The 15,202-nt window shown below is 42.4% G+C and carries 13 protein-coding genes; 4 read left to right on the top strand and 9 right to left on the bottom strand.

Going from position 1 to position 15,202, the window contains the following annotated elements:
- Positions 1-81 precede the first annotated feature (81 nt).
- The 4 genes from G7092_RS26155 to lysS all read right to left on the bottom strand — a co-directional run bounded on the left by G7092_RS26155 (position 82) and on the right by lysS (position 3,899).
- Positions 82-582: a DinB family protein gene (locus tag G7092_RS26155; RefSeq protein ID WP_166094306.1), complete on the bottom strand. Its 501-nt coding sequence runs from the start codon at positions 580-582 to the stop codon at positions 82-84.
- A 5-nt stretch (positions 583-587) separates the two neighbouring features.
- Positions 588-1,409 (bottom strand): helix-turn-helix domain-containing protein, encoded by an 822-nt coding sequence (locus tag G7092_RS26160; protein ID WP_166094308.1) that lies wholly within the window; start codon positions 1,407-1,409, stop codon positions 588-590.
- A gap of 11 nt (positions 1,410-1,420) precedes the next feature.
- Positions 1,421-1,912 carry a YbhB/YbcL family Raf kinase inhibitor-like protein gene (locus G7092_RS26165; protein WP_166094310.1) on the bottom strand — a complete coding sequence of 164 codons (492 nt, stop codon included), beginning with the start codon at positions 1,910-1,912 and terminating at the stop codon, positions 1,421-1,423.
- A gap of 265 nt (positions 1,913-2,177) precedes the next feature.
- A complete protein-coding gene (lysS, locus tag G7092_RS26170) occupies positions 2,178-3,899 on the bottom strand; it encodes a lysine--tRNA ligase (protein WP_166094313.1) in 1,722 nt (573 codons plus the stop codon).
- A gap of 659 nt (positions 3,900-4,558) precedes the next feature.
- Between lysS and G7092_RS26175 the strand changes: the two genes are divergently transcribed.
- The gene (locus tag G7092_RS26175; RefSeq protein WP_166094315.1) at positions 4,559-5,455 is read left to right on the top strand and encodes an SMP-30/gluconolactonase/LRE family protein; all 897 of its coding nucleotides are present in this window, start codon (positions 4,559-4,561) and stop codon (positions 5,453-5,455) included.
- On the opposite strand, the gene G7092_RS26180 is transcribed toward G7092_RS26175, so the two are convergent.
- Both G7092_RS26180 and G7092_RS26185 read right to left on the bottom strand, forming a co-directional pair.
- On the bottom strand, positions 5,452-5,775 hold the full coding sequence (locus G7092_RS26180) for a hypothetical protein (RefSeq protein WP_166094318.1): 324 nt from the start codon (positions 5,773-5,775) through the stop codon (positions 5,452-5,454). The genes G7092_RS26175 and G7092_RS26180 overlap by 4 nt on opposite strands.
- A 590-nt stretch (positions 5,776-6,365) precedes the next feature.
- Positions 6,366-6,758, bottom strand: a complete 393-nt coding sequence (locus G7092_RS26185) for a DUF4890 domain-containing protein (RefSeq protein WP_166094320.1) — start codon at positions 6,756-6,758, stop codon at positions 6,366-6,368.
- A 180-nt stretch (positions 6,759-6,938) separates the two neighbouring features.
- Here G7092_RS26185 and G7092_RS26190 point away from each other — a divergent pair, with 180 nt between their 5' ends.
- On the top strand, positions 6,939-8,918 hold the full coding sequence (locus G7092_RS26190; protein WP_166094322.1) for a DUF1800 domain-containing protein: 1,980 nt from the start codon (positions 6,939-6,941) through the stop codon (positions 8,916-8,918).
- Positions 8,919-8,937: 19 nt separating this feature from the next.
- Complete coding sequence (locus G7092_RS26195; protein ID WP_166094324.1) at positions 8,938-10,209, top strand: DUF1501 domain-containing protein; 1,272 nt, start codon at positions 8,938-8,940, stop codon at positions 10,207-10,209.
- A gap of 5 nt (positions 10,210-10,214) precedes the next feature.
- Here the strand turns inward: G7092_RS26195 and G7092_RS26200 are convergent, their stop codons facing one another.
- Positions 10,215-11,531 carry a sensor histidine kinase gene (locus tag G7092_RS26200; RefSeq protein WP_166094327.1) on the bottom strand — a complete coding sequence of 439 codons (1,317 nt, stop codon included), beginning with the start codon at positions 11,529-11,531 and terminating at the stop codon, positions 10,215-10,217.
- 181 nt (positions 11,532-11,712) lie between these two features.
- On the opposite strand from G7092_RS26200, the gene clpB reads away from it, so the two are divergent.
- Positions 11,713-14,331 (top strand): ATP-dependent chaperone ClpB, encoded by a 2,619-nt coding sequence (gene clpB, locus G7092_RS26205; RefSeq protein WP_166094329.1) that lies wholly within the window; start codon positions 11,713-11,715, stop codon positions 14,329-14,331.
- 61 nt (positions 14,332-14,392) lie between these two features.
- Here the strand turns inward: clpB and G7092_RS26210 are convergent, their stop codons facing one another.
- Entirely contained in the window at positions 14,393-14,581 is a 189-nt protein-coding gene (locus G7092_RS26210; protein WP_166094332.1) for a hypothetical protein, read from the bottom strand.
- A gap of 86 nt (positions 14,582-14,667) precedes the next feature.
- Positions 14,668-15,066, bottom strand: coding sequence for a hypothetical protein (locus G7092_RS26215; protein ID WP_166094334.1), 399 nt, complete (start codon positions 15,064-15,066; stop codon positions 14,668-14,670).
- Positions 15,067-15,202 lie beyond the last annotated feature (136 nt).

Here is a 15,202-nt window from a genome sequence, read left to right on the forward strand (position 1 = left end):
AGCGTATGAACAGCATTCACTTAGCATGATGACCACAAGCGGGACGCTTGCGGTAGCGAGGGGGAGGGTTTCCATATCAGGCTAATTGAGGTATGTCAAATAATACGTTGCTAGGTCGATCGAAGACATTTGGGTGAAGCCTACCTGCCGCAATAACGTTACCAACTGCCCGCGGTGATAGGTTGAGTGATTTAAAATATGTGCAAAAGTTTGCCAGTATAGCAATTGTCCTGATCCACCCCTGGGATAAACAAAAGTTACGGGAGTGCTATAATACTCTTCCGGGCAATTTTTAATAAAATCATACACTCCGGCAGAAGCAGTTTTCCACGTGTTGATCAGTTCGGTTTTAGAGCCCCCGAAGTGAGAAGATAGGTAGATTGGGTTTGGAGCTTTTGTCCAGAAATCGATCCATATTTTTTCTGCGCTGGCAATATGGATTACGGTTTGCATAACACTGCCGAAACTGCTGGTGAGTAGTTGTTCCCACTGCTCATTGCTTAGCTCGTAAAGCCAGGCCATAGCTTTATTATTCGCCCAGCTGTTGTAAGCTGCTAAGGCCGTAAAATATTGTTGGGTCATTTTTTTTAAATGTTTAATTGATACTGTTTGGGCGTAATGCCATGTACCTGTTTAAAGGATTGGATAAAACTGGATAAGTTTTCGTAACCGAGCTCATAGTATATCTCGCTAGGTTTTTGATTTCCCCGCTTAAGCAGTTGAGCAGCTTTCTCCATCCTTTTTTTTAGTAACCATTTGCTGGGCGAAGTGCCATAAATCCTGGCAAAACGTCGTTTAAAAGTGGATAGGCTTGTATTACATAGGAAGGCCAGATCCTCGACACTCACCGGGTGGTCGATATTAGCGTTGACCGCCTGTCTCACGATGATATCGTCGGCTGTTTCGTGGCTTACCGCACGGAGTTTTTGTAATTGCCCCGGATAATTTTCTCCGAGATAAAGCAAAAGCTCATGCAGTTTTAATAGCTGCATATTTGCCGAAATGCTTTGATTATTTGCGAGCATATGTTCCAGGGAACTGATGAAATTTTGAAGAAAGGCATCCTGTTTAAAGCGTAGTATAGATTCTTCCTGTATTTCACTAGACGGAATATGCAGCACGTTTGGCTGCCTGATGAAAAAGTCGGCCAGTAGCTGGTTATCAAAGAAAATCAGAATACTGCGATAATAACCGCCATCCGCTGCAATTTTTTCGCTCATGAGGCAATTGCCGGCAGCCATCAGCAGAAACTCACCCGGTATAATACTCACTGTTGAGCCTGCATAATAAACAGTCTTCTCGCCTTCCAGCAGGAAACTGAAAAGATTTTGCTGCAGAGTGATCCGGTTTTTAATACTGGCCCCTTCAGCTTGATAGCTAAAGATGGATATCGGTTCTGCTTGTTTCATCTTAAGCTAATTTAGTGCTTTTGCCCATAAACCAGCAAAGAGGCTTTAGCTAAAGTAGCAAAGTGCAGGTTGAACCCTACGAATGCTGGTGTGGCATTACTATCCAGTTGTAGATTGGTGTTTAAAGCATACACCGTGATTTGATACCGGTGCGCGGGGCCTTCGGGAGGAGCTGCACCAACATAACCCGGAGTACCCATGTCTGTGTTGCTTTGTATAACACCTTCTGGCAATAGGTTTTTTGCAGGATCGCCGGCACCGGATGGCACTTCGTTTATATGAGCGGGAATATTGAATACTACCCAATGCCAGAAACCACTCCCTGTTGGCGCGTCCAGATCTTGTATGGTCAGGGCGAAAGCTTTTGTTTCTTTCGGCGGGTTCTCCCAATAAAGTTGGGGCGACAGATTTTGTCCTGTAAAGCCCATACCATTGGCATATTGTTCCGGAGCTAACTGTCCGCCCAAGTCGTTACTTTTCAAAGTGAATGTTGTTGTCGTCATTTTCGTGTTTGATCTGATAGGTCAAAGGTAGACTGTTAATTTCAGGTGATTAATAGATTAACGTTCAAAAAGTATCGCTAAACGTTCAAATTTTACTCTGTAATTCCAGTAAATATAGTGTGAATTGAAAGAGGGGACTTTCCTCAAAATGACAGCCACTACCGGTCCATGATTGAGAAATACGTGGCAACAAAAAAGAGACGCATGAAATGCGTCTCTACAAAGAATCGTGTTGATCCTAAAATCCCTTAATCAAGGTTCAGAATTATTCAAACCAGGCCATCACCACTTCTTTGGTGGGCATGGTAATATCCAGTTTTAGTTTTTTGCGCATACCGCCCAGGTCGTTGAAAACTTTGTTGGGGTTACCTGCTTTGAGTTCTTCAACCGTATTGAACCCCATTTTATTGAGTACAGGTACCCATTCGGCAGGTACGCCGATGTTTACAAAATCTTCGGCTGTGGCTACTTTGGCTTTTTTCTCAGGGCGCATCTGCGGGAAGAACAATACTTCCTGTATGGTGCTCTGGTTGGTCATCAGCATCACCAAACGGTCGATGCCGATACCCAGGCCCGATGTTGGCGGCATACCATATTCCAGGGCGCGTAAAAAGTCGTCGTCCATAGCCATGGCTTCGTCGTCGCCTCTGCCTGCCAGTATCAATTGCTCCTCTAAACGCTCGCGCTGATCTATAGGGTCGTTTAGTTCCGAGTAGGCATTCGCTATCTCCTTGCCGTTTACAAACAGCTCAAAACGCTCCACAAGGCCATCCTTGCTGCGGTGCTTTTTGGCTAGCGGGGTCATTTCGATAGGGTAGTCGGTAATATAGGTTGGCTGGATCAGGTTGGCCTCTACTTTGGCACTGAAAATTTCGTCGATCAGTTTGCCTTTACCCATAGTTGGGTTAACTTCTATTTTGAGTTCGGCACAGGTTTGGCGCAAAGCAGCTTCGTCCATAGCCGACACATCGATGCCGGTATATTTCAGGATGGAATCATACATCGACAGCTTTTCGTACGGACCTGCAAAGTTGATCTCGTTATTACCCACCTGTACCACCGGGATGCCATGTACGGCACGGGCTACGGTTTCCAGGCATTCCTCTACCATTTTCATCATCCAGATATAGTCTTTATAGGCTACATAGATCTCCATGGCGGTAAACTCTGGGTTGTGGGTACGGTCCATACCTTCGTTACGGAACATTTTACCAAACTCATACACCCCATCAAAACCGGCCACAATAAGGCGTTTCAGGTACAGCTCGTTGGCGATACGCAAAAACAGCGGCATATCCAGCGTGTTATGATGCGTAGCGAAGGGGCGTGCCGCCGCGCCGCCGTGTACCGGCTGCAGTATCGGGGTTTCCACTTCCATCCAGCCCTGCTCATTAAAATAACCGCGCATAGCGCTGATCACTTTGGAACGACTGATGAATATATTTTTGAATTCGGGGTTAACCGTTAAATCTACATAACGCTGGCGGTAACGCAGTTCCGGATCGGTAAAGCCATCATGTATGGTACCATCATCCTCGCGTTTTACAACTGGCAGGGGTTTAAGCGATTTGGAAAGAACAATCAGCTCACGAACGTGAACCGATATCTCGCCGGTTTGGGTTAAAAATACATAGCCTTTAACACCCACGTAATCGCCAATGTCCAGCAGTTTTTTAAATACGGTATTGTATAAAGTTTTATCCTCATCCGGACAAATATCATCACGTTTAATATAGATCTGCACACGACCGGTTGAATCCTGGATCTCGGCAAATGACGCACTACCCATGATGCGGCGGGTCATGATACGGCCGGCAATTACTACATTTTGGTAGGCCTCGGGTTTATCCTTAAAGTTATCGGTAATATCCTGTGCCCAGGCGTTAACATCAAAAGCTTCGGCAGGGTATGGGTTAATACCCAATTCCCTTAATTGTTGTAAAGATTGGCGGCGTATAATTTCCTGTTCGGATAGTGCAATACTCATGTTATAAACGGTATTTTAAATAATTTGCAAAAATAGCGTTTTTAATGAGTTTGATGGTTAGTTTTTTTAGATGAGGGTGAAAGTTGTGTAATCGACTCACCCGACCATCGCTGCGCCCGGTCACCCTCTCTTCGCCTGCGGCGGAAAGAGGGGATTTTTGTCATCCTGAGGAACGAAGGATCTATTCTACAATTGAAAAGTTCAATAATAGATGCTTTACTGCGTTCAGCATGATAAATTTGATTTTTTTACCCTCTTTCCAGCGAAGCTGAAGAGAGGGGCGGCGAGCATAGCGATGCCGGGGTGAGTCTACACCGCCCGCCGGGAAGTTGCCGTTCTCCCAACATTTTCGTATCTTTATATCAATTAACAGCCCGGTACTCTTTTATCAGAGTACCGGGCTGTTTAGTTTAAGAGAAAACAAGGTTGAAAAACGATCTATTTTTATATAATTTATTGTTAATCAATTATATAATACTTTTTAAAGTTCAAAAAACTACTCGAAATTGCGTTGGAATTTGTTAAAAAGTGTTAAAATGAGGGTTTTTGAAACGTTTTTGACCCGTTTTTATGCTGTTTTTGACAAGAAAAGTGTTAAAATTAAAGGTTTAAAAAGTTTTTTGAATGTGTATTTTAACACGCTGAAACCTAACATAACCATGATGAAGAAACTAACTTCGGTATTTATTTTTTTGATAGCAGTATCGGGCAGGGCGTTTAGTCAGGATGCTCCGGGCTTATATGATCCCGGTACCAAACCACAGCTAGTATCCAAGCAATTTTCCTTTACCGAAGGTCCCGCAGTAGATAAACAGGGCAATATATTTTTTACCGATCAGCCCAATAACAAGATCTGGAAGTATGATACAGATGGTAAACTATCTGTTTTTCTGGATAGCGCAGGCCGCTCCAACGGGATGTATTTTGATAAAAAAGGCAATCTCATCAGCTGTGCGGATGCTAAGGATGAGCTATGGTCTATCAGTCCCAAAGGAAAAGTTACCGTATTGCTGAAGGATTATGAAGGACATCTTTTTAATGGTCCGAATGATGTCTGGATACATCCTGACGGTGGTATTTACATTACCGATCCCTACTACCAGCGCGATTACTGGACCCGCAAAAAGCCTGATCTGGACGGACAAAAATTGTACTATCTGGCCAAAGGCAAACATAAAGCCGTTATTGTAGACGATAAATTTGTACGCCCCAACGGCATTGTAGGTACGCCTGATGGCAAAATATTGTATGTAGCTGATATAGGGGATAATAAAACCTACAAATATGATATCAACAGGGATGGCTCCTTGAGTAACCGTAAACTGTTCATCGCCCAGGGATCTGATGGGATGGCTATTGACGAGCGCGGAAACATTTATTTATGCGGCAAAGGCGTTACCATTGTAAATCCACAGGGCGAAAAAATAGGGCATATTGATATTGATGAACCATGGTCGGCCAATGTATGCTTCGGTGGCAAAAACAAGGATGTTCTGTTCATCACGGCATCAAAGGCAGTGTACACCATGCAAATGAAAGTAAAGGGATTTGATTAAGATTTCTGCAGCTCAATAAAACTGGCGATCTGTTGCTGTTCTTTTGTAGTAAGCAGATCACCGGTATATTTCCATAAGCGATGCATAGGCTCCATAACAATGGTGCCCAGGTAATCCGGATTGGCATCATCAGCTAGGGCAGGTTTACCTTCGTCTATCTCCAAAGCTTCGGTAAACAGAGCTGATTCATTGTCTATAGCGGTTTTATAGATCTTATAAGTACCTGTGTCTGTAAGATCGGCCCATAGCATAGGTTCAATAATAATATTCCTTGAACTGCCGTCGGGATGTTTTAAAATAAGAGTTGCCGGATTTTTCATAGGTTATTATTTCAGAATAATACAGCGGGTTTTAAACTTTGTTTGACCGGCTTGTTTTAAAAATGTATAGAAACAAGAAGCGCCCCTGATGGGCAGGGGCGCGTTCTAACCAATTATAAACCTAAATTATGAGAAGAGTTGCAAGGGAGGAGTCGAACCATCGTTTGCTGCCTGTCAGCTCCTTACAATAACTACGGTACAAATATAGTAAACATGTTTTGTATTGCAATAGTTTCAATGATAATATTTAGGTGTTAACAATTTGTTAATCATATAACGCTTGAGGTATGATATTAATAATACAATTAAGTGTGGTTTTTACAGCTAAGTATTGAATATCAATTAGATTTATCATGTAGCGTATGTTAATAATCACTACTTAAGCGATGAGGATTTGTAAACTAAGAGTGAGTTTACTGCCAGTTTTACAAAATAAATGGCTTTTCGCTGACAAAATTAAGCCGTGAATAGGGATTAAAACATCTCTGCAGAGGATATTTTAATCCATAAAAAAATATTTTTTAGTAGATAAATAAAAAAAGCTGCCCAAACAGGAACAGCTTTCCGAATTTTTATTTGATCGTATTAAATTATTGCTTTGGAGCGGCGTTGGTGGCATCGGCTGCCTTTTTTTGATCATGCTTTGCTTTTTTTGCAGCTTTTAAGTCGGAAAAAGCCTTTTTCTGGTCGGCAGTTAAAATGGTATTCAATTTTTGATCAGTTTGTGCCTGGATAAGCTTGCGGGTAGCCTTGTTGGTTTTTTTATCGGCTTTATGCGCTTTTAAGCTATCCATACGGGTAGCCTCCGTTAAAAACAGGGCATTTACCTGCTTGGTTTGACTGGAGGTAAGCATCAGCTTTTTTTGCAGGTTTTGTGTTTTATGTGCGGCCCTTTGAGCCGGTGTTCTAGTTGGTTGTTGCTGGGCGTTGGCCAATACATTTAGTCCTGTTACCAACGCTATAATTAAAATTAATTTTTTCATTATTTATTTTATTGATGGTTTGTTTGGTATGACAAACAGATGCTCATTTGGTTTAATAAACTTGAAAAGAATGTAATTCACAGAAAGTTAACACAAAAAACTCATATTTATAGTTAAACCAAAATGTCATATTAAAGTCGAAAGATTTATAAATTCATGATCCTGCACAAATGATCATCTATGAAAAAGACCATAAAGAGCCTTTGTTGCATCGCGTTGCTGATTTTGGGAACAGTATCGCTTTCATCATTTTTTATTTCAAATAGTCATACCTCGCCATTCAGATGGAAATTTCCGTACCAGCAACAAGGCCTGACGGACAGACAGGCAGCTGCACATTTATTGAGCCGGTTTACCTATGGAGCCACTCCCGGCGAAATTGATGAGGTGGTAAAATCGGGCCTGGAAAACTGGTTTAAACAACAAATGGATGCCGATCTTCCGGATGATTCTCTTAACCGCTTGTTAGCTCCGTATGATGCCATTAACTTGAGTAACACACAAGTGGTTACCGAGTTTCCGAAAAACGCGCAGGTGCTCCGTATGGCAATAAATGCGGGAGTAGTGAATAAAGATTCTGTGAAAGCTGACCGAAAATCATACCGCGATGTGCTACAAAACTATATGCAGCAGAATGGAATGAAACCCGAGCAGGAACTTTTCAGGCAGTTTATCAATCAAAAAATATTGCGTGCAGCTTATACCAATAATCAGTTACAAGAGGTGATGACCAGCTTTTGGTTCAATCATTTTAACGTTTCTATCACCAAAAACGATTGTGCACAGTTTATACCCGCCTATGAGCGCGATGTTATCCGTCCAAATGCCCTGGGCAAATTCAATGATATTTTACTGGCTACAGCCAAATCGCCGGCCATGCTATACTATCTGGATAATTTTACCAGCTCGGCTTCCAATAATAATGCACAGGCAGCAAAGAAATTGATTCGCGCGGCTCAATTACAAAATATGCCCGGCCAGATGGTGGATAGCGGCAGGCGTGCTGCGCTGATGAATAAATTACAAAAAGCAAAAAGTACCCAAGGGCTAAATGAAAATTATGCCCGTGAGGTAATGGAGCTGCATACCCTTGGAGTAGACGGGGGATATACGCAGCAGGATGTTACCCAGGCCGCCAAAGTATTAACCGGTTGGACAATATATCCAATAGGGCAATATGGCAAGCTGGGGAAAAACATCATGGATAAAACAGGAGCCGATCGTTTAGAGAAGCGGGGTTTTGTTCGTGATAGTGATTTCTTATTCAATGCTAACCGTCACGATAAAACGGAGAAGGTGGTTTTGGGCAAACACTTTGGCCCGGATGAAGGGTATCAGGAAGGGGTACAGTTATTATCCATGCTGGCACATAGTCCCGCTACGGCAAAGTTCATCAGTCATAAAATAGCGGTACGTTTTGTGAGCGATAACCCTCCGCAGACTTTGATCAATAAGATGACCAAAACGTTTTTGGATAAAGATGGTGATATCAAACAGGTGTTGATTACCATGGTAAGCGCACCTGAATTCTGGAGTGCTTCCGCACTGCGTGAAAAAACAAAGTCGCCATTTGAACTGGCAATCGGTTCTGTTCGCAGTTTGCATGCCAGTATACAGCAACCTTATCAGCTGTATAATTGGATCAATAAAATGGGTGAGAAGGTATATTATTATCAGGCCCCAACCGGCTTTCCGGATAAGGGACAATACTGGATCAATACAGGAGCATTGCTTAATCGCATGAATTTTGGTCTGGCTTTAGCAACTGGTCGTATACCTGGTGTAAAGGTAGATCTTGCAGCTCTAAACAATCATCATGAACCCGAAAGCGCACAGGCTGCTTTAGCTATCTACAGTAAACTGATTATGCCAGAGCGAAAGCTCGATGAAACTATCAAACGTCTTACCCCATTACTCACCGATCCTAACCTGGCTCAAAGGGTTGATGAAGCAAGTTCCAATAAACTTTATGCGAAAGTGGGAGAGCCGGCTGATCAGAGCATGACCGCTCCCGAGAAGATGATGGCAGATAATAAACTGGCCGCACAAGGCAAGCGCCCCAATAATGTAATGGCCATGCAAGGTCCGGGTAACAATAACTCTATGTTGGGACAGGTAGTAGGGGTGATCATTGGTTCACCCGAATATCAACGACGTTAATCTATAAAAACATAAGATCATGGTATCAAGAAGAGGATTTTTAAAATCAGGGGGTTTAGCCCTATTGGGTGTTGGCTTAATGGGTGGTATCCCTGGCTTTTTGGCCGAAGCCGCTGCGAGCGAAAAAATCATATCGCCGTATAAAAAACGTAAAACGCTTATCTGTATATTTCAAAGAGGGGCCATGGATGGTCTGATGGCGGTGACTCCGTTCAATGATCAGTATTTAAAGGACGCCCGGCCTACATTATTCATGTCGGCGGCAAAAGCAGGTAACGGTTCCCCGCTGATTGATCTGGACGGCAGGTTTGGCCTGCATCCTTCTATGAAGGTTTTTGAACCGCTGTTCCGTGAAAAACGGTTAGGTATAGTTCAGGGTATCGGATCGCCAAACAATACCCGTTCGCATTTTGATGCGCAGGATTATATGGAGTCGGGTACGCCATTTAATAAGGGAACATCCAGCGGCTGGCTAAACCGGGCTGTTGGTTTATTAGGGCATGATGCTTTAACACCCTTTACAGCAGTGAGCATGACATCGGCCATGCCGCGGTCTTTTTATGGCGATAATCCTTCGGTATCTATCAGTAATCTGCAGGATTTCGCCATCCAGATGCGCGGTAACCCTATGGGTGCCAATATGGCTGCTAAAAGCTTTGAAGATTTGTATGATCAAACTTCATCGGGATTGTTAAAACAAACCGGTAAAGAGAGCTTTGAGGCCGTTAAAATGCTGCAAAAAACAAACATTAAAAACTATACTCCTGCCAACAACGCGGTATACCCAAATTCGGCATTGGGTAATTCATTAAAACAAATAGCTCAATTGGTTAAAATGGATGTAGGATTAGAGGTTGCCTTTGCCGAATCAAACGGATGGGATACCCACTTTAACCAGGGAACTGAGAACGGCATATTTGCCCGTAATGTGGCCGACCTGAGTGGCAGTATTACCGCTTTGTGGACTGACCTGGGGGCTTATCAGGATGATGTAACTATAATGACCATGACCGAATTCGGTCGTACCGTACATCAAAACGGCACCGGCGGTACAGATCATGGCCGGGCATCATGTAATTTTATATTGGGTAATGACATCAATGGTGGATTGGTTCATGGCGATATGAAACCGCTGGCTGTAGAAAACCTCGAAGATGGGCGGGATCTGGCAGTTACTACTGACTTCAGAAGCGTATTTAGTGAAGTAGCAGACAAGCATCTGAACATCAATAATGATCATGTTTTGTTTCCTGATTGGAGTGGTAACAGAATCGGGGTAATGAGGGGGTAGTTATCCTATCCCAGCCAGGCAACGGGCAATTTTATGTAAAAAACTGTACCGCGACCAACGATGCTCTCTACATCGATAATGCCGTTATGTTTTTCGACTATCTGGCGTACTATACTTAAGCCAAGGCCCGTTGATTCTTCGCCCCGGAGGCCGGTTCTGCGTGCTTTTGAAAAACGGGTAAATATATCCGGGAGCATATCGGCTGGTATGCCCAATCCATAGTCCTGTACTTCAATAACCAGTTCTTCGCCTTTTTTATTCAGCCTTACATCTACGCGGCTGTTATCTTTTGAAAACTTGATCGCATTACTGATCAGATTATCGATGGCACGGTGAAGTTTTTCTTTATTAACCCTGGCATAGGCCGGGTTAATATTGCTGATAAATATTACATCGGCTTTAAGGTCCTGCTGTATTTCCCAGTCGTTTACAATGCCTTTTAACAATTGGTTCAACTCCGTTCTTTCCATATCAAAAACGTCATTGGTATCATTGCGGGCGGCTTCCAGTAAATCATCAATAATGTTTCGTGCCTTTACGCAGGAAGCCTTCATCATATTCAGGTTTTCCTGCATCTCATCGTTCAGGTCATGATCCATTTCCATGATCATGGCCAGCGATTCTACTGCTGCGATAGGATTTCGAAGATCATGTGCCACCATGCCTAATACCTGGTTCTTAAACTCACCTGCTTTTTCTATCTCTACGTTTTTTTCCCTGATCTCGATCACCTGCTGGTAGTAATTAACCTTGTAAGAGAAAAAGTACCTGGAAGTAAGATAAAAAGCAGAAAGTAAAATGGCCGATATCAGCTGATTATACACCATTTGGGTAGAGCTTGTCTGGCTATAAAACAGTAGTGCAGTAAACAGTATCTCGATAGTGATAATCAATATAATAGTTTCATAATACTCAAATACATATATAGCGCTTATCAAACTTAAGGCAATAAGGTACAGTGTTAAAGCATTACTGGGATCAGACGTGGCAATAAAGCTGGAATACATGCCACAGGATATAATGTATACCGAAAACAGGAATACCAGTAATGACATACCGGCAGTTGCTTTTTTATGGCTTTTAAAACCAGCGATGAACAGGTTACTTACAATCAGAAAAATGGGAGTGATGATAATGAATACCCAATTACTCAAACTAAATTCCGGAAAATTCTGGGCACGGGTAAGGCTCACCGGAAAAACAAAATACAGTATCCTTATAACAACATTCAGCACCAGAAATATAATGCTTCCGGCCCTTATAGCAACCAGGTTTTGATAGGTATAATAGTCCCTGTAGGATGCCTTATATTTTGCTGGCAAGCTGTTGAAAAAGAAATGAGTATTCAATTGTATCGCATATAAGGTTGTTGGGCAAAAATATCAAAATTTAATAAGAAATTTTTCAAATAATAACAAGTCAAAATGTCGTTTAAGTTTATATTTACATGACTTTTTTTCACTTAACATTAAGTGGCAAGCGTTTTGATTAATACTCAGCAATATGAACTTTAACAACTTTACAATAAAAGCCCAGGAAGCTGTACAAAAAGCTTCGGAAATTGCCACTGGTAATCAACAGCAGGCAATTGAACCCGCACACCTGTTAAAAGGCTTGTTGCTGGTTGATGAAAATGTGATAACTTATTTATTAAAAAAATTAAACGTAAACCTTAACCGGTTGAATGAAACGCTCGATGCGCAGATCAGTTCATACCCCAAGGTAAGCGGAAGCAATATTTATTTGTCATCAGATGCCAATTCGGCCTTGCAAAAAGCGCAGGGTTATTTGAAAGAATTTAAAGACGAATTTGTATCGGTTGAGCACATACTATTGGGTATACTAACAGCTGGCGGTACTATCAGTTCGTTGTTAAAAGACCTCGGTGTAAATGAAAAAGACTTGAAAAAAGCCATTGTAAGTTTACGTGGCGACAGCAAGGTGACTGATCAGAACGCCGAAGCTACTTACAATGCCCTAAATAAATATGCCCGTAACCTGAATGAATATGCCGGATCTGGTAAACTTGACCCGGTTATTGGCAGGGATGAAGAGATACGCAGGGTGATTCAGATCCTGTCGCGCCGTACCAAAAACAATCCGATACTGGTGGGTGAACCCGGGGTGGGTAAAACCGCTATTGCCGAAGGTATAGCCTTCCGGATCATTAAAGGCGACGTGCCGGAGAGCCTGAAAACCAAAGTAGTTTATTCCCTGGATATGGGTGCTCTGATAGCTGGTGCCAAATATAAAGGCGAGTTTGAGGAGCGTCTGAAAGCGGTGATCAAAGAAGTAACCCAAAGCGATGGGGAGATCATCCTGTTTATAGATGAGATCCATACGCTGGTAGGAGCAGGAGGTGGCGAAGGTGCTATGGATGCAGCCAATATCTTAAAACCGGCGCTTGCCCGTGGTGAACTACGGTCAATTGGTGCTACTACATTGAATGAGTATCAGAAATACCTGGAAAAAGACAAAGCGCTGGAACGTCGTTTCCAGAAAGTGATGGTTGAAGAACCTGATGCTGCTGATGCCATATCTATTTTACGTGGTTTAAAGGAACGTTATGAAACCCACCATAAAGTGCGTATTAAAGATGAGGCCATTATAGCCGCGGTTGAAATGTCGCAACGTTATATATCCGATAGGTTTTTACCCGATAAAGCGATCGACCTGATGGATGAAGCCGCTTCTAAACTGCGTTTGGAAATGGATTCTGTACCAGAAGTGGTAGACGAATTGGAACGCCGTATTATGCAGCTGGAAATTGAGCGCGAAGCTATCAAACGTGAAAAAGATGATCGTAAGGTGGCTGAGTTAAGCGAAGAAATTGCCAATCTATCTGCTCAGCGCGATTCTTTACGTGCCAAATGGCAAGGCGAAAAAGACCTGGTTGATGGTATCAACCAAAAGGTGGAACTAATTGAAAACTACAAGCTGGAAGCCGAACAGGCTGAGCGTGCCGGTGATTATGGTAAAGTGGCCGAATTACGCTACGGAACTATTGTACAGGCACAAGCCGAAGTGGAAAAACTAAAAGCCGCGCTGCTGGAGAATCAAAGCGACAGCCGCATGCTGAAAGAGGAGGTTACCGCTGATGATATTGCCGGCGTGGTTTCGCGTTGGACAGGCATCCCGGTTTCCAAAATGATTCAAAGCGAACGTGAAAAGCTGTTACACCTGGAAGAAGAATTGCACAAACGCGTAGCCGGACAGGAAGAAGCCATCGAGGCCATTAGCGATGCTATACGCCGCAGTCGTGCCGGTTTACAGGACAAGCGCAGGCCTATTGGTTCATTTATATTCTTAGGTACAACCGGTGTTGGTAAAACGGAGTTGGCCAAAGCCCTGGCTGAGTATCTGTTCAATGACGAAAGCGCATTAGTGCGTATTGATATGAGCGAATATCAGGAACGCCATGCGGTTTCCAGGCTGATTGGAGCGCCACCGGGTTATGTGGGTTATGATGAAGGCGGACAATTAACAGAGGCTGTACGTCGTAAACCTTACAGTGTGGTATTATTGGATGAGATCGAAAAAGCTCATCCGGATGTGTTTAACATCTTGCTGCAGGTATTGGATGATGGCCGTTTGACAGATAATAAAGGCCGCGTGGTAAACTTTAAGAATACCATCATCATCATGACATCCAACATTGGTTCAAACATTATACAGGAAAACTTCCAGAATCTGGAAGATGATAACCGCGAGGAATTGATAGCCAAAACTAAGAATGAGCTGTTTACATTGCTGCGCGCTACTATCCGTCCGGAGTTTCTGAACCGTATCGACGAGATCATCATGTTTACCCCGCTCAATCGCGATGAGATACATGATATTGTGAAACTACAGTTTAACCAGGTAAAAAATACCCTGGCCGAAATGGGTATCTCCATGGAAGCTACAGACGAGGCACTGGATTGGTTAGCACAGTTAGGTTACGATCCGCAGTTTGGCGCCCGTCCGTTAAAACGTGTCATCCAGAAAAAAATTCTGAACGAGTTATCGAAACAGATCCTGGCCGGCACAGTTGATAAGGATAGTACTATTAAGGTAGATATGTTTGACAACAACTTTGTGTTTTTAAACACTCCTAAAACTACCGACGAACCAGTAAAATAATAAATCTATTATATAGCAAAAGAGCCGCCTTAATAGGGCGGCTCTTTTTGTATGTTAAGGATTAAGGTTTTTCCTCGTCATCTTCCTTACTTTTTTCCTCCACCATTTCTATTAAGGTTTCGTTGTCCATAATTCTGTCCCTGTTTTTTGATTGTGTTGGTCCTGCTCCGGTTATAGCCACACCGGTAACAGCCAATAATAAAAACAGTACCAGGCAAAAAAGCCTGAATGTTTTTTTTAGCTTTTTCATGCCGATAGCCGTGAGGGTCTAATATGCTTTAAGCATATCTAAGCCATTAATAAATTGATATATGTGTTTTTGATAAACAGGCCAGATTAGCCTATTCTGAAAGGTGTAGCATTATCATGATAGTCGGCTGTGCGATACAGATGATCAATGTGGTAGGTGAGGTAATGTTTAGTAGATAAATACAAGTGCTTTAAATACCTATGGCTGGTTAGTACAAGCACATCATCAGCATTAATTCCTTGGAATGTGTATTTTTTGCTGGCAACGGATGGCGTTAGGTTAGTATAAAATGCTAATGCTGCTCTCTTATAACTAATGCCACCTTTTGCAACAAAGTTCTTATCGGAAAACAATTCTGTTTCAGACACACAATTATTGCCTGCAATGCTTTGACTTGTATAGCCCGATAGTGCAAAAAAGCTAATCAAGAAGCCAAAAACTAACAGGTGTTTTTTAAATAAAGCTTTGATATTGCTGCAAACCATATGTAAATATAGCTAAATAAACAGTGATTAATGAATGGAGAATATTCTTATTTAAAAGTCTTGTAGTTAGGTTATTGTTAATATTTAATAATATGTTAATATTGTGTAAATGTTTGATTATAAACTTTTATAGAAG

Source organism: Mucilaginibacter inviolabilis (assembly GCF_011089895.1).
GTDB lineage: Bacteria > Bacteroidota > Bacteroidia > Sphingobacteriales > Sphingobacteriaceae > Mucilaginibacter > Mucilaginibacter inviolabilis.